Annotated in this window: 24 protein-coding genes; 9 read left to right on the forward strand and 15 right to left on the reverse strand. The window is 69.8% G+C overall.

Annotation, left to right across the window (positions count from 1 at the left end):
• Positions 1 to 148 precede the first annotated feature (148 nt).
• The 9 genes from ACIP9D_RS29115 to ACIP9D_RS29155 form a co-directional block, all read right to left on the reverse strand.
• Positions 149 to 1,363: a low temperature requirement protein A gene (locus ACIP9D_RS29115; protein WP_350874617.1), complete on the reverse strand. Its 1,215-nt coding sequence runs from the start codon at positions 1,361 to 1,363 to the stop codon at positions 149 to 151.
• A gap of 190 nt (positions 1,364 to 1,553) precedes the next feature.
• Positions 1,554 to 2,132: a dihydrofolate reductase family protein gene (locus ACIP9D_RS29120; RefSeq protein ID WP_350874615.1), complete on the reverse strand. Its 579-nt coding sequence runs from the start codon at positions 2,130 to 2,132 to the stop codon at positions 1,554 to 1,556.
• Complete coding sequence (locus ACIP9D_RS29125) at positions 2,129 to 3,328, reverse strand: RNA polymerase sigma factor (protein ID WP_350874614.1); 1,200 nt, start codon at positions 3,326 to 3,328, stop codon at positions 2,129 to 2,131. The genes ACIP9D_RS29120 and ACIP9D_RS29125 overlap by 4 nt, the downstream gene beginning before the upstream one ends.
• Positions 3,329 to 3,348: 20 nt before the next feature.
• Positions 3,349 to 3,702, reverse strand: coding sequence for a YciI family protein (locus ACIP9D_RS29130; protein ID WP_350874613.1), 354 nt, complete (start codon positions 3,700 to 3,702; stop codon positions 3,349 to 3,351).
• 40 nt (positions 3,703 to 3,742) lie between these two features.
• Complete coding sequence (locus ACIP9D_RS29135) at positions 3,743 to 4,156, reverse strand: DUF6069 family protein (protein ID WP_350874612.1); 414 nt, start codon at positions 4,154 to 4,156, stop codon at positions 3,743 to 3,745.
• Between the two features lie 64 nt (positions 4,157 to 4,220).
• Positions 4,221 to 5,036, reverse strand: a complete 816-nt coding sequence (locus tag ACIP9D_RS29140; RefSeq protein ID WP_400451287.1) for a GNAT family N-acetyltransferase — start codon at positions 5,034 to 5,036, stop codon at positions 4,221 to 4,223.
• Positions 4,981 to 6,555, reverse strand: coding sequence for an IPT/TIG domain-containing protein (locus ACIP9D_RS29145; protein WP_350874610.1), 1,575 nt, complete (start codon positions 6,553 to 6,555; stop codon positions 4,981 to 4,983). The genes ACIP9D_RS29140 and ACIP9D_RS29145 overlap by 56 nt, the downstream gene beginning before the upstream one ends.
• A 202-nt stretch (positions 6,556 to 6,757) precedes the next feature.
• Complete coding sequence (locus ACIP9D_RS29150; protein WP_350874609.1) at positions 6,758 to 7,774, reverse strand: acetamidase/formamidase family protein; 1,017 nt, start codon at positions 7,772 to 7,774, stop codon at positions 6,758 to 6,760.
• Complete coding sequence (locus tag ACIP9D_RS29155; protein WP_350874608.1) at positions 7,771 to 9,210, reverse strand: APC family permease; 1,440 nt, start codon at positions 9,208 to 9,210, stop codon at positions 7,771 to 7,773. The genes ACIP9D_RS29150 and ACIP9D_RS29155 overlap by 4 nt, the downstream gene beginning before the upstream one ends.
• 366 nt (positions 9,211 to 9,576) lie before the next feature.
• Here ACIP9D_RS29155 and ACIP9D_RS29160 point away from each other — a divergent pair, with 366 nt between their 5' ends.
• Positions 9,577 to 12,945 carry an endo-1,4-beta-xylanase gene (locus tag ACIP9D_RS29160; protein ID WP_350874607.1) on the forward strand — a complete coding sequence of 1,123 codons (3,369 nt, stop codon included), beginning with the start codon at positions 9,577 to 9,579 and terminating at the stop codon, positions 12,943 to 12,945.
• A 109-nt stretch (positions 12,946 to 13,054) separates the two neighbouring features.
• The gene (locus ACIP9D_RS29165) at positions 13,055 to 13,738 is read left to right on the forward strand and encodes a GNAT family N-acetyltransferase (RefSeq protein WP_350874606.1); all 684 of its coding nucleotides are present in this window, start codon (positions 13,055 to 13,057) and stop codon (positions 13,736 to 13,738) included.
• 59 nt (positions 13,739 to 13,797) lie between these two features.
• Here ACIP9D_RS29165 and ACIP9D_RS29170 read toward each other — a convergent pair whose 3' ends face one another.
• Positions 13,798 to 14,463, reverse strand: coding sequence for a winged helix-turn-helix transcriptional regulator (locus tag ACIP9D_RS29170; RefSeq protein WP_350874779.1), 666 nt, complete (start codon positions 14,461 to 14,463; stop codon positions 13,798 to 13,800).
• Positions 14,464 to 14,547: 84 nt separating this feature from the next.
• On the opposite strand from ACIP9D_RS29170, the gene ACIP9D_RS29175 reads away from it, so the two are divergent.
• Both ACIP9D_RS29175 and ACIP9D_RS29180 read left to right on the forward strand, forming a co-directional pair.
• Positions 14,548 to 15,066 carry a pyridoxamine 5'-phosphate oxidase family protein gene (locus ACIP9D_RS29175; protein ID WP_350874605.1) on the forward strand — a complete coding sequence of 173 codons (519 nt, stop codon included), beginning with the start codon at positions 14,548 to 14,550 and terminating at the stop codon, positions 15,064 to 15,066.
• Between the two features lie 34 nt (positions 15,067 to 15,100).
• Positions 15,101 to 15,688 (forward strand): dihydrofolate reductase family protein, encoded by a 588-nt coding sequence (locus tag ACIP9D_RS29180; RefSeq protein ID WP_350874604.1) that lies wholly within the window; start codon positions 15,101 to 15,103, stop codon positions 15,686 to 15,688.
• A 212-nt stretch (positions 15,689 to 15,900) separates the two neighbouring features.
• Here ACIP9D_RS29180 and ACIP9D_RS29185 read toward each other — a convergent pair whose 3' ends face one another.
• Positions 15,901 to 16,830 (reverse strand): LysR family transcriptional regulator, encoded by a 930-nt coding sequence (locus ACIP9D_RS29185; protein ID WP_350874603.1) that lies wholly within the window; start codon positions 16,828 to 16,830, stop codon positions 15,901 to 15,903.
• A 117-nt stretch (positions 16,831 to 16,947) separates the two neighbouring features.
• Between ACIP9D_RS29185 and ACIP9D_RS29190 the strand changes: the two genes are divergently transcribed.
• Together ACIP9D_RS29190 and rox are read left to right on the forward strand one after the other, a co-directional pair.
• Positions 16,948 to 17,916 carry a DMT family transporter gene (locus ACIP9D_RS29190; RefSeq protein WP_400451289.1) on the forward strand — a complete coding sequence of 323 codons (969 nt, stop codon included), beginning with the start codon at positions 16,948 to 16,950 and terminating at the stop codon, positions 17,914 to 17,916.
• Between the two features lie 343 nt (positions 17,917 to 18,259).
• The gene (gene rox / locus ACIP9D_RS29195) at positions 18,260 to 19,684 is read left to right on the forward strand and encodes a rifampin monooxygenase (protein WP_350874601.1); all 1,425 of its coding nucleotides are present in this window, start codon (positions 18,260 to 18,262) and stop codon (positions 19,682 to 19,684) included.
• A 342-nt stretch (positions 19,685 to 20,026) separates the two neighbouring features.
• On the opposite strand, the gene ACIP9D_RS29200 is transcribed toward rox, so the two are convergent.
• The gene (locus tag ACIP9D_RS29200) at positions 20,027 to 20,476 is read right to left on the reverse strand and encodes a MarR family winged helix-turn-helix transcriptional regulator (RefSeq protein ID WP_350874600.1); all 450 of its coding nucleotides are present in this window, start codon (positions 20,474 to 20,476) and stop codon (positions 20,027 to 20,029) included.
• Between the two features lie 56 nt (positions 20,477 to 20,532).
• Here ACIP9D_RS29200 and ACIP9D_RS29205 point away from each other — a divergent pair, with 56 nt between their 5' ends.
• On the forward strand, positions 20,533 to 21,627 hold the full coding sequence (locus tag ACIP9D_RS29205) for a GNAT family N-acetyltransferase (RefSeq protein WP_350874599.1): 1,095 nt from the start codon (positions 20,533 to 20,535) through the stop codon (positions 21,625 to 21,627).
• A 110-nt stretch (positions 21,628 to 21,737) separates the two neighbouring features.
• Here the strand turns inward: ACIP9D_RS29205 and ACIP9D_RS29210 are convergent, their stop codons facing one another.
• Positions 21,738 to 22,559, reverse strand: coding sequence for an alpha/beta hydrolase (locus ACIP9D_RS29210; protein ID WP_350874597.1), 822 nt, complete (start codon positions 22,557 to 22,559; stop codon positions 21,738 to 21,740).
• Between the two features lie 177 nt (positions 22,560 to 22,736).
• Here ACIP9D_RS29210 and ACIP9D_RS29215 point away from each other — a divergent pair, with 177 nt between their 5' ends.
• Positions 22,737 to 23,714, forward strand: coding sequence for a sigma-70 family RNA polymerase sigma factor (locus tag ACIP9D_RS29215; protein ID WP_350874596.1), 978 nt, complete (start codon positions 22,737 to 22,739; stop codon positions 23,712 to 23,714).
• On the opposite strand, the gene ACIP9D_RS29220 is transcribed toward ACIP9D_RS29215, so the two are convergent.
• Positions 23,628 to 23,984, reverse strand: coding sequence for an STAS domain-containing protein (locus ACIP9D_RS29220; RefSeq protein ID WP_350874595.1), 357 nt, complete (start codon positions 23,982 to 23,984; stop codon positions 23,628 to 23,630). The two genes, ACIP9D_RS29215 and ACIP9D_RS29220, sit on opposite strands and share 87 nt — an antisense overlap.
• Positions 23,985 to 24,064: 80 nt before the next feature.
• Here ACIP9D_RS29220 and ACIP9D_RS29225 point away from each other — a divergent pair, with 80 nt between their 5' ends.
• A complete protein-coding gene (locus ACIP9D_RS29225; protein WP_350874594.1) occupies positions 24,065 to 25,312 on the forward strand; it encodes an FAD-binding protein in 1,248 nt (415 codons plus the stop codon).
• Positions 25,313 to 25,341: 29 nt separating this feature from the next.
• Here the strand turns inward: ACIP9D_RS29225 and ACIP9D_RS29230 are convergent, their stop codons facing one another.
• The gene (locus tag ACIP9D_RS29230) at positions 25,342 to 26,046 is read right to left on the reverse strand and encodes a hypothetical protein (RefSeq protein WP_350874593.1); all 705 of its coding nucleotides are present in this window, start codon (positions 26,044 to 26,046) and stop codon (positions 25,342 to 25,344) included.
• Positions 26,047 to 26,138: the final 92 nt, after the last annotated feature.

Consider the following 26,138-nt stretch of genomic DNA (forward strand, 5'->3'; position numbering starts at 1 on the left):
GCCGGTCCGGGTGGTGTCACCGCCCGGCCCGGCCCCGCGCTGCGGCCAGCCCCACCCCCGACTCCGTGGCACCGGCGGTGTCGAGTTCGCCGTCCAGGCCTGGCTGCCCGCGCGGCGCTGTCGCCGGGTGGCCAACGCCGGGTACGCCTCAGCGAGGCGGCGAGGCCTGCTCCAGTGGGCGCCCGTGGGCTCGGACCGCGTCCGAGACGGCGACGCCGAGAAGGACGGCGGCAGCTGCCGCGGCGACCCAGAGTGGCGGCAGGCCGACCATCACCGGCGCTATGCACGCGAGGACGACGATCCCGATCGGGCGTGGCCGGGACACGCGGGCGAAGGCCACATACTCGAACAATGAGCGCCCGGCGAGGTAGAGCGCGGGCCCGCCGAGGATGGCGCCGACCCAGGCGGGTTTGGCGTGTCCGGTTGGATCTATGAGGACGAGTTCGGAACCGGCTGAGGTGGCGAGGATGCCGGCCACCATGAGCAGGTGGGAGAACTCGGCCGACCGACCGAGCCTGCCTGGGTCGGCGGATGCCGCGATGGCCTCGCCCAAGATCTGGCCGGCCCGGTAGAAGTAGATCCGCCACAGCAATACCGTGGTGAGGAACGACAAGGTAAGGGCCAATGTTCGTTCAGCCACGATCGGACCGCGTAGGAGACTCGATCCTGAGGTCAGGATCGTCTCACCAAGTGCGACGATGACGAGCTGCCAGTAGCGTTCGGCCAGGTGCTCGCCCGCCACGGCCCACGGGGACACCCGTGCGCGACCCAGCCGGGGTACCGGCCAGCCGAGTCTGCCTCCCAGGTAGTCGATCGCCAGGGCCAGCGTCCACAGCAAGTTGCGCGTCAACTCCGGTGCGAAAGCTCCGGTGAGCCACGGGACGGCCGACGCGCCGAACCAGACGAGCGCCAGCATGTTGACACGGCGCAGAGCGTGACCCCGCATGGTGAGTACGAAGAAGAGGGTGCGGCCCACCTGGATCGCGGTGTACGTGCCCGCGAAGAGCAGGCCGGTCTCGGCGAGAGCCCCGGATATCGCGACCGCCAGGAACAGGCTCCCCAGCATCGTCGCGACGACAACGACCTGGATCGCCGGCTGGAACGGGTCGAATCTGCTGGTTGTCCACGCCGTCTGGGCCCAGATCCACCAGAGGGCCAGGAGCAGCAGCAGCGTCTCGCCGTTTTCCGAAAGGGTAGTGGTCAATGTCTCGGCGACGTGGCCCCTGGTGTAGTCCAGCACCAACTCGTGCACGATCCGGGTGAGCGCGAAGACGTACACCAGATCGAAGAACAGTTCCAGGAAGGTCGGCCGCTGCGGACTTTCACGTTTGCGCAGCAGGTTGGCCGCCCTGTTCGTCGTCACCTACCCGCCCGCTTCGTCCGCTTGTCGCTCAAGCAGTCGTACCACGTCGCCGCGCCGTCCACGGACAAGACGCACCTCCCGATCACGGAAGGCGCCTGACGGCCGACGAGGGCTGCCGCCGCGCCGAGTGTCGCGCTCTCCCATTCGGGCTACGGCCAGGTGACCGACGTGCTAGGCGCGTTCCGCGGACTCAGACATGCAGGGTGGGCTGGTAGGTGAGTTCCTGGGTGCGACCGTCGAGTGTCCGGCTCTCGATCAGTTCCAGGTCGAAGTCGGCCGCCCCCTGGAAGATCGGCTCCGTCCCGGTCTGACCGCTGATCACCGGGAAGAACGTCACCTGGACGCGGTCGACCAGACCGGCGGCCATCAGCGCCCGGTTCAACGAGAGGCTGCCGTGCGAGCGCAAGGGCACCTCGGACTCCTCCTTGAGCCGGGCGACGGCGTCGACGGCGTCACCGCTCACGACGGTCGCGTCCGGCCAGTCCAGGGGTCCTTCCAGGGTGTTCGACACCACCGTCGCCGGGAGGCTCCTCATCCGGGTGACCCAGGCGTCACGGACCTCGGACTCGTCGGTGCTCGCGGCCAGCATCCGCGCGAACACCCGGTACGTGACGGCCCCGAAGACCATCCGCTGCTCCTCGCCGTACAAGGCGAGGCGGTGCTCAAGCAACTCGGGGCCCTGCTTACCCCAGTAGCCGCCCCAGGCGCCGCTGTTGGTGCCGAAGCCATCGAGGCTGGAAAAGACGTCGAAGGTGTAGGTAGCGGTCATGGTGCTCTCCTTGTGCGGGTGAGTTGGGTACGACGGTTCTGCAGGAAGGCGCGCTCGGTCTCGTTGGTGGCCAGTCCCATGGCCTCGTCGTAGGCGGCTCGGGCCTCCGTGTCGCGTCCGAGCCGGGTCAGCAGTTCGGCCCGGGTGGCGGGCAGCCGGTGGTAACCCGGGAGATCGACGTCCTCCAGCGCGGCGAGAGCCGCCGCCGGTCCGTGCACCTCGGCGACGGCGACCGCACGGTTGAGCGCGACGATCGGGGTCGGCGCGAGCGCGATGAGCTGGTCGTAGAGTGCCAGGACCTGCGGCCAGTCGGTGGCGGCGCCGTCGGTGTGCACCGCGCTGATCGCGGCCTGGATCTGGTACGGGCCGGGCCGGTTGCGCCGCAGGCAACGGCGGACCAGGTCGTGGCCTTCGGCGATGAGTGCCCGGTTCCACAACGACCGGTCCTGGTCGGCCAGCAGCACCAGTTCGCCGGTCGGGTCGAGCCGGGCCGGGCGGCGCGCCTCGGTCAGCAGCAGCAGGGCGAGCAGGCCGAGGACCTCGGGCTCGTCGGGCATCAACGCGGCGAGCTCGCGGGCGAGCCGGATCGCCTCGGTGCACAGGTCCGTTCTGATCAGCGGTCCGGCGGTGGACGCGTAGCCCTCGTTGAACATCAGGTAGAGCACGGTCAGCACCGGCGGCAGCCGGTCCGGCAGCTCATGTTCGGCGGGTACCCGGTAAGGAATGCCGGCGTCGCGGATCTTCTTCTTGGCGCGCACGATTCGCTGGGCGACGGTCGCCTCCTGAATCAGGTAGGCCCGGGCGATCTCCGGTACTTCGAGGCCGCCGAGCAGGCGGAGCGTGAGGGCGGTCCGCGCATCAGGGGCGAGCGCCGGGTGGCAGCAGGTGAAGATGAGTCGCAGCTGGTCGTCTTTCACCGGTCCCACCTCCTGGGGCTCGTCCTGTTGGTGCAGCAGCAGTGCCTGGGCGTGCCTGGCCTCGCGGGTCGACTCCCGGCGGAGCCGGTCGACGGCCCGGTTGCGTGCGGTGGTCACGATCCAGGCGCCCGGGTTCGGCGGCGGGGTCTGCCACTTCTGCAGTGCCGTGGTGAAGGCGTCCTGGACCGCCTCCTCGGCGAGGTTGATGTCACCGAGGAGGCGGGCCAGGGTGGCGACGCAGCGGCCGTACTCCGCGCGGTAGATGCTCGCCAGGTCCATGTCGGGTGACCGGCTTCTGTTCAGGCTTGGGACAGGTCGTCGAAGGGGCGGACCTCGACCGGGCCGCAGGCCGCCGCGCACTTCTCGGCCCAAGCCAGCGCCTGGTCCAGGTCCGCGCACTTGATGATCCAGAATCCGGCGATGTGCTCCTTCGTCTCGGCGAACGGCCCATCGCTCATGGTGGTGGTGCCGTTCTCGACCCGGACGACGGTGGCGCTGTCCGGCGACAGGAGTCCTCCGGCGAAGACCCAGGCGCCCGCGCTCTGCAGTTCGTCGTTGATCCGATCGGTCTCCCTGAACATGGTTTGCATCTCCTCGTCAGACGGCGCGGGCGCGCCCTCGACGAAATGCACGGAAAGCAGGTACTGCTTCATGACGGTCCTCCGGTAGCTCGACGGTGGGATGGTGACGGGGTCAGGCGGCCAGGCGGCGCGCGACAGCGGGGATCACGATCGCGGCCGCGACCAGGTGGGTGAGCATCAGCAGCGCCTTGGTGCCCGCCCCGGCGTCGGCGATCACGTCCGGCACCAGCGACAGGACGGTCAGCACCACCGTTGTGCGGACGAACGTGCGCCGCGGACGCCGGGCGAAACGGGACAGCAGCGCGGCGATGGCCACGCCGATCAGCGAAAAAGTAGCGGTCAACACGCCGAACCCCGCGACCGGAATCGGGGCGCCGCCCATGTCGAGGCTGACCCCTGCCGCGTGGCCGGCGGCGGCGACGGCCATGGTGGCCGCGCTCGCGGCAACCGCGGCGATGACACCGGTCAGGATCAGCGTACCGATGCTCGACGTGGTGGCGCGGGTCGTGTTCGCAGTGGTGGTCATCGTGGCCTCCAGTAGGTGCACGGACCGGCTCGGTGCCGGGCTCTCACCAGGGCTACGAAAAGGATCAACCCCAATCGACAAGCACGCCCAAATCTTTTTCGAGACACCAGACTCCGGGTGTAGGTCGAGGCAGTTCCCGGGCATAGCAGACGAACCCGACGGTACGCCGGTGACGCTCTCGGGTTCGATGAGCCGCGCGGCCCGCGCGGTGTTCCATGCCCAGCCCCCGGCAGAGCGCCTGCGACGCGGTGTTGTCGGGATGGGTCACGGCAAGGACTGTCTGCGGGCCCGCGTCAAATGCGCACTGCAGGACCGTGCGTGCGGCTTCGCCGGCGTAGCCGTGCCCCCATGCGTGGGGGTGGAAGTACCAGCCGATCTCCGTTTCGCCCGTTGGCGGCAAGGGTTCTCGACCGCTGGAAGCCAGGATGCCGACGAGCAGGAGCGTACCCAGCGGTTGTCCGCTGTGGCGGTCCTCGACCGCCCAGACGCCGTGCATCCCTTCCTCGCGCCCACGCCAGCGCGCGATAGTCGCCAACGCGTCGTCGTGGTCATGAATGACGCGGGGCGGACTTGTTGGAACGCGAGCTAGCGGTGTGGGTGCACGTCGCGGGAGCGCGTCCCATGCCCATCGAAACTCTCTTTCCCGAGGTGCACGGACTGCTGCGACTGCCCCCTTGACGCGACGCGCGGCGTGCTGCAACGCCGTCTCGAACGCATCGTGCAGGCATTTCAGGTGCGAGCACCAGAGGTCCTCGATTCTGGCGTCGTCGCCACCCGGACCGGCCCGGGCCGTGCCCCGGCATCTGTGCCGGGGCACGGCTGGGTCAGGCCAGCCAGGCGCACTGCCTGCGGCGGCGGGTCGCCAGCAGCAGCACCGCACCGGTGAGCAGCATGGTGAGGCCGGCCGCGACGGGCAGGCCGAGCGAGGCTCCGGTGACCGGCAGGTTTGCCTGGTAGTGGAACGCGGCCTCGTTCGACGTACCACCCGGCGTGGTCACCCGGAACTCGGCCCTGCCCGCCGCGCATGGCGGCGTGCGGAACGTCAACGACCGGGCGTCCGCCGCGACGGTGACCTCACCCCCGGCGATCGTCCGTCCGCAGATGCCGACGGTGGTCTGGCCCGGGACGAACCCGCTGCCGCGGACGGTCACGACGGTGCCGCCCGCGGTGCTGCCGTGGTCAGGGAAGAGCGACTCGATCCTCGGCGCGACCGCGACCGGCCGGTAGGTGAACGTGCCGGCGTTCGAGGTACCGGCCGGAAAGACCAGGTCGACGGTCGCCGGACCCGCCGGGTTCGGCGGAGTCACCACCGTGATCGTCGTGCCGGCCGGGTTGACGGTGAAGCCGGTGCCGGCCACCCCGGCAAAGGTCACCCCGGTCGCCCCCCTGAACCCGGAACCCGTGATTGTCACGGTCGTGCCGCCGGCGGTCGGCCCCTCCCCCGGCGTCAGACCGGTCACCTCGGCGCTGGTGCCGTCGGCCAGATAGGTGTACGACAATGCCGGCGCGGAGCCACCGGCCGTGGTGACCACCACCGCCGCCGGGCCCACCGTCCCCGGCGGCGTCACCGCCGTCAACGACGTTCCGTCGGCGGTCACGACCACATTGGTGGCGGCCACGTCGTCGAACGTCACCACCGTGGCGTTCGGCACGAAGCCGGTGCCGGTGATCGTCACCGGCTGACCACCCGACTGCGGGCCGGAATTCGGTGAGATCGCCGACGCCGTCGGCGGCACCTCCGTAGGGCTCTGGCAGGAGGCTTCGGCGAGGATCACCTGCCCGAGCGAGAACTGCACCGGTTCAGCGCCATCGAGGCCGGAGACGGAGAGCTGCGCGCGCACGTTGATCGCGATCACGTTGTTCGGCGTACCGGTGAGCTGGCGGTCGACGACGGCGCGCAACGTGGCATTGGTCAGACCGGTGACGGTGACGTTCGCGGTGAACTCCTGGGCCGTGTCCCGGATGGTGATCTGCTGACCGAAGACCGCGATGTCCTCGCCGGTGGCTCCGGCGCTGGTGTTGCCGGCGCTGCATTGGGCGGTGACCCCCAACCCGGAGACGTCCAGCACCTCGACGCCGAGGACGCTCAGCGCGAAGTTGGCGAGCTGGGACGAGGCGGACGACGTGGTCGGCCCGCGGGTGGCGGTGACCTGCGCGACCGTGCCGGTGGCGACCACGTTCTCCGGATCAGAGAGGGTGACGTCCACCGACGTCTCGTCGTCCGTACCGCCACCGGGCGGGGCGCTGACGCTTCCAAAGGTGCCCTGGGCTTGGACCGACTCGTCGCCGGGGTCCCCGACCAGGTCGAGGACCACGCCCCGCGCAGCGGCATCGCCCGGAGCCGCGAGCGCCGGCCGCGCCAGCCCCAGACCGGCCGCGCCAGCCATCAGCAACCCCACCGATGCCACCGACAGTCGTCGCCAGACAGGTCCCATCGCTTCCCCCGTTCACCTCAAGCAGGTGCTGGGCGCGGAACCTGGATCCACGCCACTCAAAGGCGAAACGAGACAGAGAGCGGCGCGCTATGGGTATGACTACTAAGAGCGCGTGAACAACCACGCTTCGTCACTGCATCTGCCGCCCGAACGGCCCCTGCCCCGGTCAGCGGTGGGTCAGATAGTGGCGGGCCGTCTCACGCAGCCGGGCATGCATCCCCTCGTACCCGCCGACCCCGCCCAGATAGCGCTTGTCCACCTTCGCCACCATCGTGTAGTTCGTGTCGCACACGTTGCCGACCGGAGCCTCACCGGCCTGGCTGACCAGTTGGTACGCGTCGAGCTGGTCCAGCCCGACCAGCTCGGCGGTCCAGGTGACCAGGTCGTGCTGGCTGATTCGGTAGGCGTCCTCCAGCGGACGGGCCGAGCCGGTGGACATCAGTGCGTCGTCCGACTCCAGCCGCGGCCACGGGGTGCCGACCCCCTTGACGACGTCCACCACGACCGTGGTGTTCATGGCCGCCTCGATGCCGGTGCCGCACACCTCGCCGTGACCCTGCCGGCAGTGCCCGTCGCCGAGGGCGAAGAGCGCTCCGGACACGTTCACGCCGAAGTACGCGGTGACTCCGGCCCGCAGCTCAGGGGTGTCCATGTTGCCGCCGTGCGCGTCCGGGGTGATCGTCATCCGCGCCTCGAAGGCACCCGGCGCCACGCCCGCGGTGCCGTGCATCGGATCCAGCGGCAGCGCCACGGTGTAGTCGCCCCGGCGTGCCCGGTACGTCGCCGTGCCGGCGGCGACGTCGACGTCGTACCGCCAGACCACCTCGTCGAGCGGCGGTTGCAGGGTCGCCGTGGTGTGGGTGCCGGTGAGCGCGCCGAAGTGGGGAAAGGTGGTGGACACGGCCCAGTCCCGGGCCGGCTCGATGGAGATGAAGTGCACGGCGAGGGTGTCCCCGGGCTCGGCGCCCTCGACGTGGATCGGCCCGGTCACCGGGTTGAGGTACGGGAACTGGCAGACCTGCGACGGCAGGTCGTCGGTGCTCCGGACCCGGCCGCCGAAGCAGTCCTCGGTGTACAGCTCGAGGATCGTGCCCGGGCGCACCCGCAGCACCGCCTCGCGCCCGCCGAAGGTGTAGGAGAGTTCGTCCGGCTCCGGCCGGTACTTCACCACGTCCGTGTTCACTGCGGCTCCTTCACCGGCTCGTCGGTGCTGTCTTGGGCGACTTCGGCGAGCGCGGCGAGCTCGGGACGCCGGCCCGTCAGGTAGAAGGCCAGCAGGACCAGCAGCCCGACGCCCAACCAGACGAAGCCGAGCACCTGGGCGGCGACCTTGGCGTTGATGACGACGTAGAGCAGGATCAGGAACCCGATCACCGGCACCACGAGGTGCCGCAACCAGTCCCGACTGCCGTTGCGCACGACGTAGTGGGTCACGACGGAGACGTGCAGCGCCAGGAACGCGGTCATGGCACCGAAGTTGACCAGGGTGGACAGCAGCGAGATGCCGTCGTCCCGGCTGGCCATGTAGAGGCCGAGCGCCAGGGAGATGGCGGCGACCAGCACGGTGGCGTTGGCCGGCACCTTGTGTTTCGGGTTGATCCGGGCGAGGAAGCGCGGCATCTGCCGGTCGCGGGCCATCGCGTACAGCAGGCGGGAGGTTGCGGCCTGCGCGACCAGGGAGTTGGCGAAGCCCCAGGCGATCGCGGTGGCCAGGGCGGTCAGCCCGGCCAGCCAGCCCCCGCCGGCCGCCCGGGCCGCGTCGTAGAACGCGGTTCCCTCGGGGTCGCCGTTGTCGAGCAGGCCGGGTGCGTCCGGCACCAGCAGGGCCGCGACCCACGTCTGCACGACGAACAGGGCACCGGCCAGCAGCAGCGCCGCGATCATCGCCCGGCCGATCTGCCGGGCCTCCTCGCGGCTCTCCTCGGCCAGCATGGAGATCCCGTCGAAGCCGAGGAAGGAGAGCACGGCGATCGACACCGCGCCGAAGACCAGCGGCCAGGAGAAGGTCTCCGCGTCGAACAGCGGCCGGAGCGAGAAGCCCGCGCCCTTGCCCTGCGCCAGCGCGATCACGCCGACGACCAGGAAGATCACCAGAATGACCAGTTCGGCGGCGAGCATCACCCGGTTGACCCGGGCGGTCATCCGGATGCCGAAGTAGTTGACGACGGTGTTGAGCACGACGAAGGCCGCCAGCCACGCCCACACCGGCACGCCGGGCACGAGGGAGTGCATGGCCACGCTGGCCACCAGGTAGAGCAGACCGGGCACGAGGACGTAGTCGAGCAGGATCACCCAGCCGGCGAGGAAGCCGACGGGCGGTGCGATGCCGCGACCGGTGTAGCTGTAGACGGAGCCGGCCATGGGGAACGCGCGGACCATCTGCGCGTACGACAGGGCGGTGAACATCATCGCCACCATGCCGATGATGTAGGCCAGCGCGACCATGCCGCCGGAGCCGGCGTACACGCTGCCGAAGATGCCGAAGGGGGCGATCGGCACCATGAAGATCAGTCCGTAGATGAGCAGGTCGGTGAAGCTGAGCGTCCGACTCAGTTCCTGTCGGTAGCCGAACTGTTCGACCTGGGTGACTGTCTTGGATGGGTCGGGAGGTTGAGTCACGGCACGCCTCCTTGATCTGCTGAGGCCGCACGTTAGTCCAGCCATCGACGAACATCTAGATCGATACGCCTGGATTGAGAGCATCGCGAAATCACGCCGCAGAAAAAGTCAGGCTTGACTGTTTGACGGCGAGCCCGACGGTCACCGCGCGGCGATACCGCCGGCGCCGCCAGCGCCGGCTTCCCGGAGTCTCGTCACCCGGGTCCGGACAACGGAGATCGGCCGCGTCGCCAGAGCCTTCTGGTCCGAAAATTCTTCGAAACGTTCCGGAAAAGCATGCGTCGCCATAACATTCACGCACTTGGAAGTCCTCACCGAATGCCAGCACCAACCCGCCGACGCTCTCCGATCGCCTAAGGACCCCCGATGCGACTCTGGCACTCGTCTCGTCGAACACGACGCCGGTCGCGACAGCTGGCCGTGCTCTGCTCGACCGCGCTCGTCGCCGCCCTCGCGGTGGCGCCCACGCCGGCCGCCGCCGCGACCGTCCTCTCCACCACCTTCGAAACCGGCTCGTACAGCCCCTGGGGCCCACGTGGTGACGTGACCCTCGCCATTGCCGACGAGGGCCACGAGAGTCAGAAGAGCCTCTCGGTCACCGGCCGCACGGCCAACTGGCAGGGCCCCGCGACGAGCGCGACCGCTCTGTTCGAGCCCGCCACGCCGCACTCGGTCACCGCCTGGGCCAAGCTCCCGGCCGGCACCGACGGCAGCGCCGGCGTGCACTTCACCGTCGAGGCGACCCCGGCCAACGGAGGTGACACCACGTACACCTGGATCGGCGGAAGCGTCACCGCCACCGCAACCGGCTGGGTCCGGATCGGCGGCGACTACACCCTGCCCACCGGCCTCAGCTCCGCCACCCTCTACGTCGAGGCGGACGGAACCACCCCGTTCCTCGTCGACGACGTCGTGATCACCGGACCGGACGGCGGGCCGGGGGGACCGGCGCCCGGCACCGTCGTCATCGACACCGACTTCGAGGACGGGCTGGACGGCTGGGGACCGCGCGACGGCGGCCCGGGCGCCCCACGGGTCATGCTCAGCGACATCGCGCACAGCGGCGCCGCCGCGGCTCTGGTCACCGACCGGGTCAACCAGGGCGCCGGAATCGGCCGCGACGTGACCGGCCTGTTCGAGACGGGTGTGACCTACGCCTTCCGGGCGTGGCTGCGGTTCGCCGAGGGCCAGCCGACCGACCAGATCTGGCTCAGCCTCGCCAGCACCACCGGCGGCAGCCAGTCGTTCAGCACCCTCGCCCAGTTCGACACCGTCACCAACACCGGGTGGACCGAGGTGACCGGCAGCTTCACCATGCCGGCCGCGGAGAGCGCCTTCCTCTACTTCGAGAGCCGCTGGCAGGGCGCGGACACGACCGGCAACACCAGCGACTTCCTCGTCGACGACATCGTCGTACGGGTGCCCGAGCCCCCGGTCGTCGAGGACCTCACCGGCATCCACGAGACCACCGACTTCCCGGTCGGCGTCGCGGTCGACAGCCGCGAGACCGTGGGCGCCCCCGCCCAGCTGCTGACCCGGCACTTCAACCAGATCACGCCCGAGAACCACATGAAGCCCGAGGCCTGGTACGACGACGAGCGCACCTTCCGCCCGCACGACCAGGCGCTCGCCCTGATGGACTTCGCCCGGGACAACGACCTGCGGGTCTACGGTCACGTGCTGGTCTGGCACAGCCAGACCCCGGCCTGGTTCTTAAAGGACTCGGCGGGCCAGCCGCTGACCACCTCCGAGGCCCACCAGCAGGTGCTGCGCGACCGGCTGCGCACCCACATCTTCGCCGTCGCGGAGTCGCTCAGCGAGCGGTACGGCCGCTTCGGCTCCCCCACCAACCCGCTGTACGCGTTCGACGCGGTCAACGAGGTGATCAGCGACAGCGGCGAGTACGCCGACGGGCTGCGCCGCAGCGAGTGGTACCGGATCCTCGGTGAGAGCTACATCGACCTCACGTTCGAGTACGCGGACGAGGCGTTCAACGACGTCTACGCCGCCGAGGGCGCCGACCCGGTCACCCTCTTCATCAACGACTACAACACGGAGCACAGCGGCAAGCAGGTCCGCTACCGGGCCCTCGTCGAGCGGCTGCTCGCGCGCGGCGTGCCGATCGACGGTGTGGGCCACCAGTTCCACGTCTCGCTGGCCACGCCGGTCAGCAGCCTGGAGGCCGCGCTGGAGTCGTTCGGGGACCTGCCCGTGACGCAGGCCGTCACCGAACTGGACGTCACCACCGGCACACCGGTGACCCAGGCGACCCTGATCGAGCAGGGTTACTACTACCGGGACGCCTTCCGGGTCTTCCGGGCGCACGGCGACGACCTGTTCGCCGTCACAGTCTGGGGGCTCACCGACGGCCGGTCGTGGCGGGCCGACAGCGGCGCGCCGCTGCTTTTCGACGACAACCTGAAAGCCAAGCCCGCCTACCACGGGGCGGTGGACGGCGAGCTGCCCGCCCGGCTGCGGACCGCCAACGTCTTCGCCGGCGACGTACCCCTCACCGCTGCCGCGACCAGCGACCTGGCCTGGCGCAAGCTGCCGCTGCACCCCGTCGGGGACCGGGCGCGGTTCCAGCTGCGCTGGGCGCCGGACCACCTGACGGCGTACGTCACGGTCACCGACACGACCGTCTCCGTCGACGACCGGGTCAGTTTTGTGTTGAACGGCGAGACCTACCAGGTCTCCCGGGACGGCAGCGGCGCGGTGCCGGCCGTGGCGGCCACCCGGGACGGCGGCTACCACCTGGTCGCCCACCTGCCGCTGGCCGACGCCGTGCGGGGTGACACGCTCACCCTGGACGTGCGGGTCACCGACAACGGCGCCACGTCCGGTTGGAACAGTCCCGGCGCGGTCGGCACTCTCACCCTGGTCGAGGAGCTGTCGTACCTGGAGGTGCGCGAGGTCGCCAGCGCGCCGGTCATCGACGGCACGGTCGACGCGGTCTGGGCCCACGCGGGCATGGTGACCACGGCCAAGCAGGTGTCCGGCACCAACGGCGCGACCGCCACCGTCCGGACCCTCTGGCGGGGCCAGACGCTCTACGTGCTCGCCGAGGTCGCCGACCCGGTGGTGGACGTCTCCGGCTCCGACCCGTGGACGCAGGACTCGGTCGAGATCTACGTCGACGCCGGCAACGCCAAGAACGGCGCCTACCGCTACGACGACACCCAGATCCGGATCAACGCCGACAACGTCGTCTCGTTCGGCACGGGTGACGAGACGTTCCAGGGCAGCCGGTTGCAGAGCGCGGCCGTCCGCACCGGGACGGGCTACACCGTCGAGGCCGCGATCAGCCTGCTGGAGTACGGCGGCCTCGGCACGTTCCACGGCCTGGACTTCCAGGTCAACGACGCGTCGAACGGCACCCGGACGGCGATCCGCAACTGGGCCGAGCAGGAGGGCGTGGGTTACCAGAGCACCGCCAGATGGGGCGTGGGCCGGCTGGTGGCGGGCTCCAACGTGGACGTCGTGGCGACGCGCTTCACCGCATGGCCGTCGGACGACGGCGGCGGTTACTGCGCCACCATCACCGCCACCAACCGAGGCGACAAGCCCGTCGAGTGGCACGCCGTGGTCAACCTCGAAGGCGACATCTACAACGCGTGGAACTTCGAGCGGGAGCCGATGGGTGGCGGCAGCTACCGGATCAGCGGCGTGGGCTGGAACCGGGTCCTGACCGCCGGCGCCAGCACGTTCAGCATCGGGTACTGCGCCAACCTGTGATGCCCGCGCCGGTGGCGGCCACCGTCTCGGTGGAGGCGGCCGCCACCGGCTCGGCACGGATGCGGGTTCCCGCGGCGGGTTGCTCACGTGCAGGTGATCTACTCAATGGATGAGCAACCTGCGAGATCTCATCGTCCGCTGGCAGCGCGGCTGGGGCGTGGCTCGCGAACTGCCCGTCGCCGAAGACGTAGGCGGCGCGTTACGGGTCCGGTGCATGCAACCCGGCCGCGACATCGAGTATGTCGCCCTCGATGCCGGCGAGGACCTCGCGTCGCTCGCCACGCTGGCTGAGCTGGTCGCCAGCGAGGACGCCGTCACGTGGCTGACCGTGCCCACCACCGACCCGGCGAGCGCGGCCTCGGCTCTGACGGCCGCCGGCCTGATCGTGCTCAAGCACTCGGAACTGCTGATGACAACCGATCTTCGCGGGCATCAGCAGAACATGCCGGTGGCACCGTACCGGCTCCTGACCCAGGTCGATTCGCACCGCGGCGACCGCGTGGTCACGGCCACGGTTCGGCACGAGTCGGGAGAGGTCGGCGCCCGCGGCACGATGGGTGTGGCCGGCACGGATGCGGTCGCAGACCGAATCGAGACCATGCCAGCTCATCGCCGCAAGGGCCTAGCCAGCGCGGTCATGAGTGCACTAGCCAGTTCCGCGATCGAAGAAGGCGCGGAACACGGCATTCTCATCGCCAGCGAGGACGGTCAACGTCTGTACCTGACGCTCGGCTGGCAGCCGGTAGCCGAGGTAGTGATCGCAACGACGCCTGGCAACACGTATCCGTCCTGAACGCGCACTCGATGGTGCGCAGGCCGTCGACGTTCCGCTCGAACAGCGTAGTCACAACGTCAGGGCTTGGCCGGCTGAGGTGCGGGGGTGAACGGGGCCAGGAGCAGGTCGGTGAGACGCTGCCTGGCGTGCTTGTCACCGCTCAGGCGCAGCGTGCCGGAGTCCAGTGCCGCTGCCATGGTGATTTGGTGGCCGCAGACGGCACGGAGGGTGTCGATGTCGGTGGTGAGCGTCGCGTCGGGGTCGGGCGCCGTGCCGCGGCGGATCTGAACCGAGTCGTCGGCGACGTCGGCGAGGTACGTCTCGGCGTCGATGTGGAACTCGTAGACGCCGCGTAGGTCCGCGGCTCGCGCCGGATCGAAGGTCGCTTTGATGCTCAGCAGCAGGGAGTCGATGCCGAGGGCCCCTTCGGGTGGCTGCGGTGACTGGCTCCCCCAGCGGCCGAACTGCAGGAGGACGGGCTCCAGGGCGCGGCCCCATTCGGTGAGTTCGTAGAGGTGGACCCGCGTCGGGGGGCCCAGGTCCCGCCGTTGCACCACGCCGTGCTCGGTCAGCTGGCGCAGCCGCTGGCTGAGCACGTTCGGGCTCACGCCGGGCAGGCCGCCGAGCAAGTCGTTGAAACGTCTCGGGCCGAGCAGGAGGTCGCGTACCACCAGCAGCGCCCATCGCTCGCCGATGACATCCAGTCCACGCGCGACACCGCACGGATCCCCATAGCTACGCATGCCGCTCACGACTTCCAGCCTACCCGAGTCCTTTTTTAGGAGTTCCACTTGTTCCTTAGGAGTTAGCACTCTAGCGTGGCTCTCATGAGCCTGCCCGACACCGAAGCGTCGAGCCTGTCGCAAGGTGATCTGAAGCTGCTGGACACCCCGTTAGCGCAGCGCCTGCTCGTCGCGCCCCTGGCACGCCTCGCCTACACCAGCAAGGACGGGACGCCGCGGTTGATCCCGGTGAACTTCCTGTGGACCGGCGAAGAGTTGGTCGTCGGCGCGTTCGCTGGCACCTACAAGATCCGTGACCTGCGCGCACGGCCGGACGTGGCGATCTGCATCGACACCGCAGACGGGCTACCAGAGGTGCTCATGCTGCGCGGCAAGGTCACCCTGATGGAGGTCCAGGGCGTCCTGCCTGAGTACGCCGTTATCCAGCGTGCGGGAATGGGCGACGAGGTGGGCAACGCCTACCTGAAGGCGATAGACAAGCCGGGCCTGCGGATGGTCCGGATCGGCCTGCGCCCAACGTGGGTCGGAGTCGTCGATTTCCAGGAGCGGTTCCCGACGCGGACACCGGAACCCGTCCGATCCGCGCTCAGCGGCGGCCGATAGCCAGCGCAGAATGCACCATGACGGAGGGCGAGAGATGCGCAAGATTGTCGTGTCGATGTGGACCACCCTCGACGGGTTCGTCGCCGGCCCAGACGACGAGATGGACTGGCTGCTGGTCGACGACCAGCTGCAGAAGTACGAGCGTGACCTGGTGGATAACGCCGGCAGCCTGATGCTGGGCAGGGTCACGCACGCCGACTTCGCCGGCTACTGGCCGCTGGCCGCCCAGAACCCCGATGAGCCGGACGAGGTGAGAGGGTACGCCCAGCGAATCGACGTCCTGGAGAAGATCGTCGTCTCCGCCTCAGGAAACACCGCAACCTGGAAGAACACCCGGAGACTCACCCACGTCGACCCCGACGAGATCACCGAGCTCAAGCGCGAGCCCGGCGGGGACATCGTGGTCTACGGCAGTCTCAGAGTGATCCAGTCCCTCGCCGACCACCGGCTCATCGACGAGATCCACCTCCTGGTGCACCCCGTGTACCTGCGCCGCGGCAAGGCGCTGTTCAACGGCGAGCAACCGCCCGCACGACTGCAACTGATGTCCGCCGAACCCTTCGCCTCCGGGGTCGTCCTCATGAAGTACCACCCCGTCAACGACATCCGAACCGCCTCCTGAGCTCCAGCCGACCCGCCAGACCCGGATCTCCTCGCCGGACGAGCGGACGTGCCGGCGCGCATGCCGGCAACTGCGGCGGGGCCCGACGTGCACATCGGGCCCAGCAACGGTGCGCCTCGCCCGCTGTCCCCGACGGGACGCCCGCTTGGCCGTGACTCGGGTTCCCGCGTCGTGCGGTCTGGCACAGGAAGCACTGGCGGTCTCGAGAAGGACTAGGCGGATCCGATGGGGCTGACCGCGTACGCCTGACCCGTCACGGCCGTCAGGAGGGCGGTCAGTGCGGGGGCGGGCGGCGTGTCCCGGGTGACGGCGACCATACGGCGCCTGACCGCGACTTCGGCGACGTCACGGATCGCGACAGCGGGGTCGTTGGCCGGCAGGGTCAGTACCGGCAGGAGGGCGACCGCGGCCGCGGCACGGACGAGTTCCAGTTGCACGTCGGCGTCGCTGCAGCGATGCCGCACGTCAGGCTCGTATCCGCCGAGGGACCGGCAGGTCCCGACGACCATGGCGTGGTGACCGGTGCCCTCGGCGGAAGCTGCCCAGACCTCGGAGCGCAGCTGGGCAACCGCGACGGGCCCTCCCGGCCGGGCCAGCGGATGCGCTGCCGGTAGCACGATCTTCAGCGGCTCTTCGAGCAGGAGCGTGAAGCGCAGTCCGGCCGGGCGGGGCCGGGGATGACCGTCGTACTCGTCGCCGATGACCAGGTCTACCGCGCCCAGCCGCAGACCCGGCAGCGACTGTTCGAGTTCCAGCTCGAAGATCTCCACGCGGACCTGGGGGTGATCGGCTCTCAGTCGGGCCAGGGCCGGGACCAGCAGGCGACGGGCCGCCGATTGCAGGCCCCCGGCCCGCACGGTGCCCCGGATGTCACCGCTCAGCGCGGCCAGGTCGGCCTCTGCCGCTTCGGCCGCCGACAGCAGTACACGTGCGTGCTGGGCCAGCAGGTGTCCGGCGTCGGTGAGGCGTACGCCCCGTCCGGCCTTGTCGAACAGCCGGGCACCGACCTCTTTCTCCAGGATGGCGAGCTGCTGGGACACCGTGGAGGGGCTGTAGCCCAGCGCCGCGGCGACCGCGGCCAGGGTGCCGCGTTCCTCGAACTCCCGCAGGAAACGCAGCCGCCGAAGGTCCAACACGGTCATGTGGGTATCCTAACGAGTTAGCTCCAGGAATCATCGCTGGACCTGATGAGTCCGGTTGCGAATCCTTGGAGCATGGGTCCCGCACTATGTCTTCTGTCCGCCGCAGGCTTCGGCGCGATGGCGATCTTCGGCAAGCTCGCCTACGACGCCGGAGTTTCACCCGGCGCGCTGTTGCTGGTGCGCTTCACCCTGGCCGCCATGCTGCTAGGGGTGCTCCTGCTGGTGAGGCCGGGCCTGCGCCGCGCGGAACCGGATCAGCACCAGAGTGAGGCGCCCGGCCGGCCGGCGATGACGCGCGGCCGCCTTCTGGCCACCGCCATCGGGCTCGGTGCCATCGGCTACGCCACGCAGGCGAGCCTGTTCTTCTCCTCGCTGGAACTGATGGACGCCTCGCTGCTCGCCCTGATCCTCTACACCTACCCGGTCCTGGTCACCGTCGGCGCGGTGCTGCTCGGCCGCGACCGGCTCACCCCGAGACGCGGCGCCGCGCTGGTGGCCGCATCGGGCGGAACCCTGCTGGTCCTGCTCGGCGCCGGCGGCGTGAGCTTCCACCCGCTCGGGGCGCTGCTGGCCTTCGCCGCCGCGATCACCTACACGATCTACATCCTCGTCGCCGACACCGTCGTGCACCGGCTGGCGCCGGTGGTGCTGTCCGCGCTGGTGATGGCCGGCGCCGCCGGCAGCCTCGGCGGCCGCGCCCTGTTCACCGGCGGGGTCGACCTCGACTTCGGGGCGTGGGGATGGTTCTGGCTGGCCTGCATCGCGGTGGTTTCCACCGTGGTGGCGATGCTGGCCTTCTTCGCCGGCCTGAAACGGACCGGCCCGTCGACCGCCGCCATCCTGTCCACCTTCGAGCCCGTGGTCACCGCCGCCCTGGCCACGCTCATCCTCGGCGAAACCCTGACCCCGGTGCAGTTGGCCGGCGGCGCCCTGGTGCTGGCCTCCGTCGCAGTCCTCCAGCTCCGGCCCACCCGAACACGAACCGAAACTCAGCTCCTTGGCGTGCCCGACAGCTCCGACCCCAGGAGCCCCCGGCTGGAGCCGGCGCATGACGGCTCAACCGAACCGACGGCGGTCGCGCGGTAGGCCGCACGAGCCCGTGTGGAGTCGTGATCACCTGGCCGGGAAAGGACTGGACGCGATGATGCTCGGGCTTGTAGCTTGCAGCTGACCGAGACACCACCTGAGGAGGTGAGACCCATGAACGCTGTATCGATGTGGGTGCTCCCCCTTGCCGTCACGGTCGGGCGATTGACGTAGGTGTCGCCGGGAGCGCCTCGCCAACAGGCCCTCCCGAAAGGCAACACCTATGCACTCTCCGCAATTCACCGCCGAGCCGCCGTCGACCGATACGGTCAGGCGCGACTCCACCGTGGTCGACGTTTCCGGGCTCCCATCGCCGGCCTCCGCCACCGGTCACCCGCCCCTCATGTTCGACGTGATCATTGCCGGGTGCGGGCCCACTGGTGCGATGCTGGCCGCCGAACTGCGGCTGCACGATGTGCGGGTAATCGTCCTGGAGAAGGACACCGAGCCCGCGTCGTTCGTCCGCATAGTCGGTCTGCACATTCGCAGCATCGAGCTGATGGCCATGCGCGGGCTGCTGGAGCGCATTCTCGAACGCGGAAGACAGCGTCCGGCCGGCAGCTACTTCGCCGCCATCGACAAACCCGCCCCCGAGGGCCTGGATTCCGCGTACGCCTATCTGCTGGGCATCCCGCAGCCGGTCATCGTTCACCTGCTCGAGGAACATGCGATCAAACTGGGTGCGCAGGTCCGGCACGGCTGTGCGGTGGCCGATTTCGAGCAGGACGACGACGGTGTGACCGTCAAGCTGGCCGACGGGGAGCAGCTGCGTTCGCGCTATCTCGTCGGCTGTGACGGCGGGCGCAGTACGGTGCGCAAACTGCTCGGCGTCGGCTTCCCCGGCGAGCCCTCGCGGACCGAGACGCTGATGGGCGAGATGGAAGTGGGTGCGCCGCAGGAGGAGATCGCCGCCAAGGCGTCCGAAATCGGCGAGACCGACAAACGATTCAGCCTCAGGGCCGCAGGCGTTGGGGTCTATCGCGTCGTGGTCCCCGCCGCGGGGGTCAGCGACCGTGCGGAACCGCCCACCCTCGAGGATTTCAAGCAGCAGTTACGCACCATCGCCGGAACCGACTTCGGCGTGCACTCCCCGCGCTGGTTGTCCCGCTTCGGTGATGCCACCCGGCTAGCCGAACGTTATCGGGTCGGGCGGGTGCTGCTGGCCGGCGATGCGGCACACATCCATCCACCCATCGGCGGACAGGGTCTCAACCTGGGCGTTCAGGACGCATTCAACCTCGGCTGGAAACTGGCCGCACAGATCCGCGGCTGGGCGCCGGAAACACTGCTGGACACCTACCAGGCCGAACGTCATCCGGTAGCCGAGGACGTGCTGGACAACACCCGCGCCCAGATGGAACTGCTGTCCACCGGACCGGGCCCGCAAGCGGTGCGCAGGCTGCTCACCGAGCTGATGGACTTCGACGAGGTGAACCGCTACCTGGTGGAGAAGATCACCGCGATCGGCATCCGCTACGACTTCGGCGAAGGCCCCGACCTGCTCGGCCGCCGCCTGCACGACATCGACGTGAAACAGGGCCGCCTCTACGGTCTGCTGCATCGCGGCCGCGGCCTGCTGCTGGACCGCACCGAACGCCTGACCGTCGGCGGCTGGTCGGACCGGGTCGACTACCTCGCGGATCCCACTGCGGTACTGGATGTTCCGTGCGTCCTGCTACGCCCCGACGGCCACGTCGCCTGGATCGGTGACGATCAGCAGGACCTGGCCGACCACCTTTCCCGCTGGTTCGGCAAGCCCGCCGACTAGTTTCGGACTGATGCGAGCACGCCTGTCCGGGGTCGAGACCATGACCGGGACGGGGCCGTGTGGTGGGGCCGCATACGCGGCGGGACAGCGAGCGAATCTGCGGCGCTGCCGGCCAGGAGTTGGAAGTCGTTCTCGTCGGACATCCACCGCCCGCTGGCATGGCGGAAATGGCCATGCCAGCGGCGGTGCCGGTCGCGCCGGCGTCGACGGCGCGATGGGTGACCTTGCCTCGCCATACCCGACGCCAGCGGCGCGTTGCCAGCTCAGGGCTGTCGCACGAGGCTCCACTACCGGACCACGTGGCGAACACGTCCACCAGGTGGTCGGGTTCTCGGTGCGATGTCAGTCGGGCAGGTCGGCGATCCGGGTTGACAGCTTGCGCAGCATCGCGAGTTCGTCGGGGTTCAGATGATCGAGGAAGCGTGAGCGGACTGAGACGACGTGGTGCGGGGCGGCGTCCTCCAGAACCCTGAAGCCGTCGTCGGTCAGGTGCAGGATGCAGCCCCGCGCGTCCTGCGGATCGGGCTCCTTGTCGATGAGTCCCCTGCCCTGCATGCGTGCCGCGTGGTGGGACAGCCGGCTGCGCGACCACTCCATCTTGGCGGCGAGGTCCTTGAGCGCCCACCGACGGTTCGGCTTCTCCGACAACGTGCTCAGCACCTCGTAGTCGGCCGGTGACAGCCCCGAGTTGCGGGCCAGGTCCCGGCCGAGCCGCGCCGGCAGCGCGATCAGTAGGCGCCGGAATGCACGCCACGCGTGTTCTTCGTCCTCGCTCAGCCAGGCTGCGTCCACGTGCTCACCGTACACCTCGTTGACACGTCATAGAAATTCCGGGTACGGTCGTTGACATGTCATCGAATACCTCGAGCGAGCCCCTGCAGGTCCTTGTCATCGTCGCCAGCACCCGACCCGGGCGCCTGGGACCCGCAATCGCCGACTGGTTTGTCCGGGCAACCCTGCCGGAAGCCGCAGGTGGCGGAATCAGCCTCGACGTCGCGGACCTGGCCGACATCGGGCTGCCGCTGCTCGACGAGCCCGAGCATCCCTCCAGCGGCAGGTACGTTCACGAACACACCCACGCATGGAGCCGCCGGGTGGCCGCGGCTGACGCCTTCGTGGTGATCACACCGGAGTACAACTACGGCATGCCCGCGGCACTAAAGAACGCGCTCGATTTTCTCTACCACGAGTGGGCATGGAAGCCGGTGGGGTTCGTCAGCTACGGCAACACCTCGGCGGGCACCAGGTCGGTACAGATGACCAAGCAGGTCGTCACGACCCTGAAGATGATGCCCATCGGTGCCACCGTCGCCCTCCGCATCGCCGACAGCACCCGCGACGGGCAGGTGCTCGAATCCGCGGGACTGCAAGAATCCGCTCGTAGAGTGCTTTCTGAGCTGAGCCGGGTGGCCCGAGCGATGCGATCCTTGCGCACCGGGACCGACGGTGAAGACACCAGCATTGCTGTGCCGGTCGAAGGGCTGAGGCTGAGCACGGCCCAGCCCGACGACCTGGCCGAACTGCTCGTGCTCCAGCGGTGCTGCTGGGTGCAGGAAGCCCTCGCGAACGACACCCTGGACCTGGCTCCGCTACGGGAGACACTCGATGACCTGCGCGCGTCGATGTCGACCTGGCAGCTGTGGTGCGTACGCCGGCACGGCCGCCTCGTCGCCGCGGTCCGCGCCAGGGCACACGGGCGGGCGTGGCTGATCGGTCGCCTCATGGTGGCCCCCGACCAGGCCGGCAATGGCATCGGTTCCTGGCTGCTCTCGTACGTCGAAGCACAGGCCCCTCAGCAGACCACGCACTGCGAGCTGTTCACCGGCCACCGCAGCACGCGCAACATCGGCCTGTACGAGCGCGCCGGCTACGCCCTCACTGCCATCGGCGGAGCCCCGCACGGCAGCGTCCACCTCACCAAGCAGCGACAGCTGACCGCCTGAATCCCATGCTCGACAGGCAGTTCCGTGGAAGGCGGGCTCACTGCTGCGCGATTCGTCGAGGCCCGGCGGCCCTCCGAGGGGCCGCCGGGCAACGCGGGTGTGCCGCCGAATCAGCTCTGCTTGTCGAGGAAGGCGAGCGTGACCGCGGCGAACAGCGGCGAGTCGGCGAGGTCGTAGTGGGTGAGTCCGGGCAGAATGGCCAGCGCGTGCCCGCCCTTGGGCCGGCCCTCGCCCATCCAGCCCCCGTCGCGCAGGCCCCCGTCAAGCAGCTCGAAGACCCCCACGTAGTGGCTCGGCGGCGCCATGTCGGCGTCGGCGGCGACGATCAGCGTCGGCACCTGCAGACCGCGGACGTCCTCCGTGTAGTCGAAGTCCTTCGCCATCGCCGAACCGATCTTGTCCAGCAGCCGGGGGAAGTCCTCGGGACGCGGCGCCACCCGCTGGTAGAGCTCGTACATCGGGGTTTCCTTCATGAACTCCGCGGCGGCCGCGCCGACCTGACCCTGCTGGTCAAGCATCTCCGGGTAGATGGCGTCGCGGCGGATGTGCGTCGACGCCGCCACCAGGCGGCCCACCAGGTGCGGGTGCCGGACCGCCGCCAGGAGTGCGACCCCGCCGCCGAGGGAGTAGCCGACGACGTCCGGCTTCTGCAGCCCGAGGTGCTCGATGAGCGCGGCGACGTCGTCGGCCATCAGCGTCACGTCGAGCGGCCGGTCGATGTCGGCGGTCCGGCCGTGACCCTGCAGGTCGACCAGGATGATCTGGTGGTGCTCGGCCAGAGCGGGAAGGATCGGCGCGAACATCTCGCCCGAGCAGAGACCGCCGTGCAGCAGGACCATCGGGCGCCCCGCGCCGTGCGTCTCGTAGTACAGGTTGATGCCGTTGACGTCGGCGTACTGTCCCGTGCCGGCGCTCCACTGCGTGGCGGTCATGATGGGCTCCTCGCGTGTCAGGTCGAACAGACACCGGTACTGACCGGCCGGGCCCCGGGAACTCATCGCTGCCGGCCGTGAAATTTCCGAGCCCGTCCGGGATCGAGCGCCGCGACACGGTCAGCCCCGCGGCCGACCGGTCCGCACGCGGGAGGATCCTCGGCTACCTTCGTCGGGGTGAGCGACGTGACGACCAGCGCACCCATCGAGTCGCAGCTTGAGGCGTACCGGTCGGAACTGACCGGCTACTGCTACCGGATGCTGGGCTCGGTCTTCGAGGCCGAGGACGCCGTACAGGACACCTTCGTGCGGGCCTGGCGCGGCTTCGATCAGTTCGAGGGGCGTTCGGCGCTGCGGTCCTGGCTCTACCGGATTGCGACGAACGTGTGCCTGACCATGCTCTCCAGCGCGCAACGGCGGGTCCTGCCGATGGACCTCGGCCCGGCCGGGTCCGGCCGCGCCACTGGGCCTGGTGAGCCACGCCCGGACGAGTTCTGGGTGGGCCCCGCGCCGGACAGCCGGCTGCTGCCGGAGCGCAGCGATCCGGCCGACGTGGTCGCCGAACGCGAGTCGGTCCGGCTGGCCTTCGTCGCGGCGCTGCAGCACCTGCCGTCGCGGCAGCGGGCCGTGCTGATCCTGCGCGAGGTGCTGGCCTGGTCGGCCCAGGAGGTCGCCGACCTGCTCGACACCTCGGTGCCAAGTGTCAACAGCGCCCTTCAGCGGGCCCGGGCCACCCTCGCGGCCGCCGACACCACCGCCGACGTGTACAAGCCGATGGACGACGAGCAGAAGGCGCTGCTCGCGCGCTACGTGAAAGCCTTCGAGGCGTACGACCTGCAGGCGCTCACGACGCTGCTGCACGAGGACGTGACCCTGTCGATGCCGCCGCTGCCGCTGTGGCTGCGCGGCCACGACGACATCGTCGCCTGGATGTCCGGAACGGGCAGCGGTTGCCGCGGGTCCCGGCTGGTGCCGGTGGTGGCCAACGGCATGCCGGCGTTCGGCCAGTACCGGCCCAGCCTCACCGGCTCGGGACACGACCCGTGGGCGCTGATCGTGCTGGAACTCTCAGCCGGGCGGATCGCGGGGGTCACCAACTTCCTCGACACCGACCGCCTGTTCCCGATGTTCGGGCTGCCGGCCCGACTCGGGTAACGCGCCGGTCAGCCCTAGCAGGCCGACGAGCCGCAGCAGCTCCGCGCCGGCGCCGCTGACGACCAGGCGCCAGCCGTGTCGCCGCGCGGTCAGGCCCAACCGGGCCAGCGCCTCGACCGTCACCACGTCGGGCCAGGTGACCCCGGTGACGTCGCAGGTGACGACGCCGGGGCCACGGCCGCGCAGCAGCTCGGCGAGGTCGGCGCACAGATCGGGGATGTCGGCGCGGGTCACCGCGCCGACAGCGAAGGAGATCGCGGGGGCCGCCATCTGGGTAGGACCACCCGCGCCCGGGAAACTCATCGCACCCCGGACCGATGAGTTGCCAACGGCCCACCGGTCTGACGGATATGACGATCCGACAGACACTGCGTACCGACGGCCCGGTCCTCCTGCCCGGAGACCAGGGCTACGACGATCACCGCAAGCCCCTCAACCCGGCGCTCGACCCTCGGCCCGCCGTCGTGGTCCGGGCAGCCGGCACGGCCGACGTACGCCGGGCGGTGCTGGCCGCCCGTCGCCACGCGCTGCCCTTCGCCGTCCAGGCCACCGGTCACGGCACCCACGTCGCGCACGACGACGCGCTGCTGCTCTGCACCGGGGCGATGGCGTCGGTCCTGGTCGACCCGGACCGCCGCGTCGCCCGCGTGGGCGCCGGCGCCCGGTGGGGCGACGTGCTGGCGGCAGCCGCACCGTTCGGGCTCACGGCCCTGTCCGGATCCTCACCGGATGTGGGTGTGGTCGGCTACACGCTGGGCGGCGGCCTGGGCTGGTTGGCCCGCAGCCACGGCCTCGCCGCCGAGAGCGTGCTGCGCGCCCAGGTCGTCACCGCCGACGGTGAGCTGACGACGGCCAGCGCCGACCGGAACCCCGAGCTGTTCTGGGCGCTGCGTGGCGGCGGAGGTTCCTTCGGTGTGGTCACCGCTCTCGAGTTCCGCCTCTACCCGGTCGCGCGGGTGTTCGCCGGTGCGGTCACCTTCGGCCGCGAGCGGGCGGCGGAGACGATCGCCTTCTACCGGCAGTGGATCGAACGAGTGCCGGACGCGCTCAGCACCGCCCTGCTTCTCACCCGCGACGGCTCGATGGTGATCAAGGCCCTCTACGCCGGTGACCCCGAACGAGGGCGGGCGCTGCTGGCGCCACTGTGGAAGGTCGCCGGAGCGGTCGCGGCGGACACCATGCGCGTCGTGGACTACGCCCAGGCCGCGATGGGTGGCACGTTCGCCCGTACGTTCGACCAGGTGCGCACGCTCGACGACGACCTCGTGGCCGCGCTGGTGGCCGAGCCGGACGCCACCGTTGAGATCCGCCACTGGGGTGGTCGCATCGCCCGCGACGACGGGGCCGCCGCCCACCGCGACGCCCCGCTGTCGATCATCCTCGACACGATCCCGTCGCCGCGGACCACGGAGGCGCTGTCCCGCTGTGGTCGCGGCAGCAGCTTCCTCAACTTCCTGTACGACCCGTCCCGGACCGCGTCGGCTTTCACGGCGCGGAACTGGGCGGCGTTGCGCCGGATCAAGGCCACCTACGACCAGGAGAACGTCTTCGGCGCCGGCCTCGCCGTCCCACCGGCCGCGATCTCGGCCTCCGCCTAGGCTCACCCGGCAGCGGGCTGGCGGAGGCCCTACGCGCTCAGCACGGTGATCCACTCGGCTGTTCTCGGGCGGTAACCGTGCCGGTCGACGAGTCCACGCACGATCGCCGGCACGTGACCGGCGCCGTAGACGATCGCCACGTCGATCGGCTCCGACGAGCGTGTGCGGATCAGCTCGGACAGCGCGGCGAGCAACCGCTCATCCCGATCGCCGCCGAACGTACGCTCGAAGTGCTCGGCGAACTCGCTGACCGCGTACGTCTCGTCGGTGGCGCTGGGTAGGTCGTTCAACTCGACCTCCGGCGAGAGCAGGCGCCGCGTGCCACCGAAGAACTGCGCCACAGCCACGAACGGGATGACGCACCACATGAGCGCCCGGTGCCGCAGCGGCATGGCCCGCCAGCCCTGGGCGAACTCCGCGGCCGTCACGTCCGGGTTGATCAGCTCCACGCCGAGCGACCGGTACGCGATGTTGTCGACCACGAGTCCGGAACGCTTGTTCGCGGGCATGACCCGGTAGGTGAGCGTGATCGCCCAGCCGAGCACTGAGCGTCCGCTGACGCCCTCGACGACGAGCACGTCACACCGCCGGAGCCGTTCGGCCACCGCCGTGTAGAACTGCGGACTTGCCACGTGCAGCATGGGGAAGAGAACGAACTGCAACTGGCTGCCGGGGCGCCGAAGGCGCACGACCGCGGACCGGGTGCCGATGATGCTGTGCTCGATGATCTGCATGTCTGCCTACCTGGCGTCTCGAGCCCCGAGAGTTCACAAGGTAGGTCCGGACGGCAACCGGCCCACGCCGCGCGTGTGTGGTCAGCCCTCCG

It is taken from the genome of Micromonospora sp. NPDC093243 (assembly GCF_044753725.1).
GTDB lineage: Bacteria > Actinomycetota > Actinomycetes > Mycobacteriales > Micromonosporaceae > Micromonospora.

What these genes read in the sequence shown, in the direction of transcription:
- ACIP9D_RS29165 (WP_350874606.1), top strand. Translation starts at nt 13,055, where the DNA reads ATGAGCAACCTGCGAGATCTCATCGTCCGCTGGCAGCGCGGCTGGGGC.
- ACIP9D_RS29170 (WP_350874779.1), bottom strand. Translation starts at nt 14,463, where the DNA reads ATGCGTAGCTATGGGGATCCGTGCGGTGTCGCGCGTGGACTGGATGTC.
- ACIP9D_RS29130 (WP_350874613.1), bottom strand. Translation starts at nt 3,702, where the DNA reads ATGAAGCAGTACCTGCTTTCCGTGCATTTCGTCGAGGGCGCGCCCGCG.
- ACIP9D_RS29185 (WP_350874603.1), bottom strand. Translation starts at nt 16,830, where the DNA reads ATGACCGTGTTGGACCTTCGGCGGCTGCGTTTCCTGCGGGAGTTCGAG.
- ACIP9D_RS29135 (WP_350874612.1), bottom strand. Translation starts at nt 4,156, where the DNA reads ATGACCACCACTGCGAACACGACCCGCGCCACCACGTCGAGCATCGGT.
- ACIP9D_RS29225 (WP_350874594.1), top strand. Translation starts at nt 24,065, where the DNA reads ATGACGATCCGACAGACACTGCGTACCGACGGCCCGGTCCTCCTGCCC.
- ACIP9D_RS29125 (WP_350874614.1), bottom strand. Translation starts at nt 3,328, where the DNA reads ATGGACCTGGCGAGCATCTACCGCGCGGAGTACGGCCGCTGCGTCGCC.
- ACIP9D_RS29230 (WP_350874593.1), bottom strand. Translation starts at nt 26,046, where the DNA reads ATGCAGATCATCGAGCACAGCATCATCGGCACCCGGTCCGCGGTCGTG.
- ACIP9D_RS29160 (WP_350874607.1), top strand. Translation starts at nt 9,577, where the DNA reads ATGCGACTCTGGCACTCGTCTCGTCGAACACGACGCCGGTCGCGACAG.
- ACIP9D_RS29190 (WP_400451289.1), top strand. Translation starts at nt 16,948, where the DNA reads ATGGCGATCTTCGGCAAGCTCGCCTACGACGCCGGAGTTTCACCCGGC.
- ACIP9D_RS29180 (WP_350874604.1), top strand. Translation starts at nt 15,101, where the DNA reads ATGCGCAAGATTGTCGTGTCGATGTGGACCACCCTCGACGGGTTCGTC.
- ACIP9D_RS29120 (WP_350874615.1), bottom strand. Translation starts at nt 2,132, where the DNA reads ATGACCGCTACCTACACCTTCGACGTCTTTTCCAGCCTCGATGGCTTC.
- rox (WP_350874601.1), top strand. Translation starts at nt 18,260, where the DNA reads ATGTTCGACGTGATCATTGCCGGGTGCGGGCCCACTGGTGCGATGCTG.
- ACIP9D_RS29210 (WP_350874597.1), bottom strand. Translation starts at nt 22,559, where the DNA reads ATGACCGCCACGCAGTGGAGCGCCGGCACGGGACAGTACGCCGACGTC.
- ACIP9D_RS29205 (WP_350874599.1), top strand. Translation starts at nt 20,533, where the DNA reads ATGTCATCGAATACCTCGAGCGAGCCCCTGCAGGTCCTTGTCATCGTC.
- ACIP9D_RS29175 (WP_350874605.1), top strand. Translation starts at nt 14,548, where the DNA reads ATGAGCCTGCCCGACACCGAAGCGTCGAGCCTGTCGCAAGGTGATCTG.
- ACIP9D_RS29220 (WP_350874595.1), bottom strand. Translation starts at nt 23,984, where the DNA reads ATGGCGGCCCCCGCGATCTCCTTCGCTGTCGGCGCGGTGACCCGCGCC.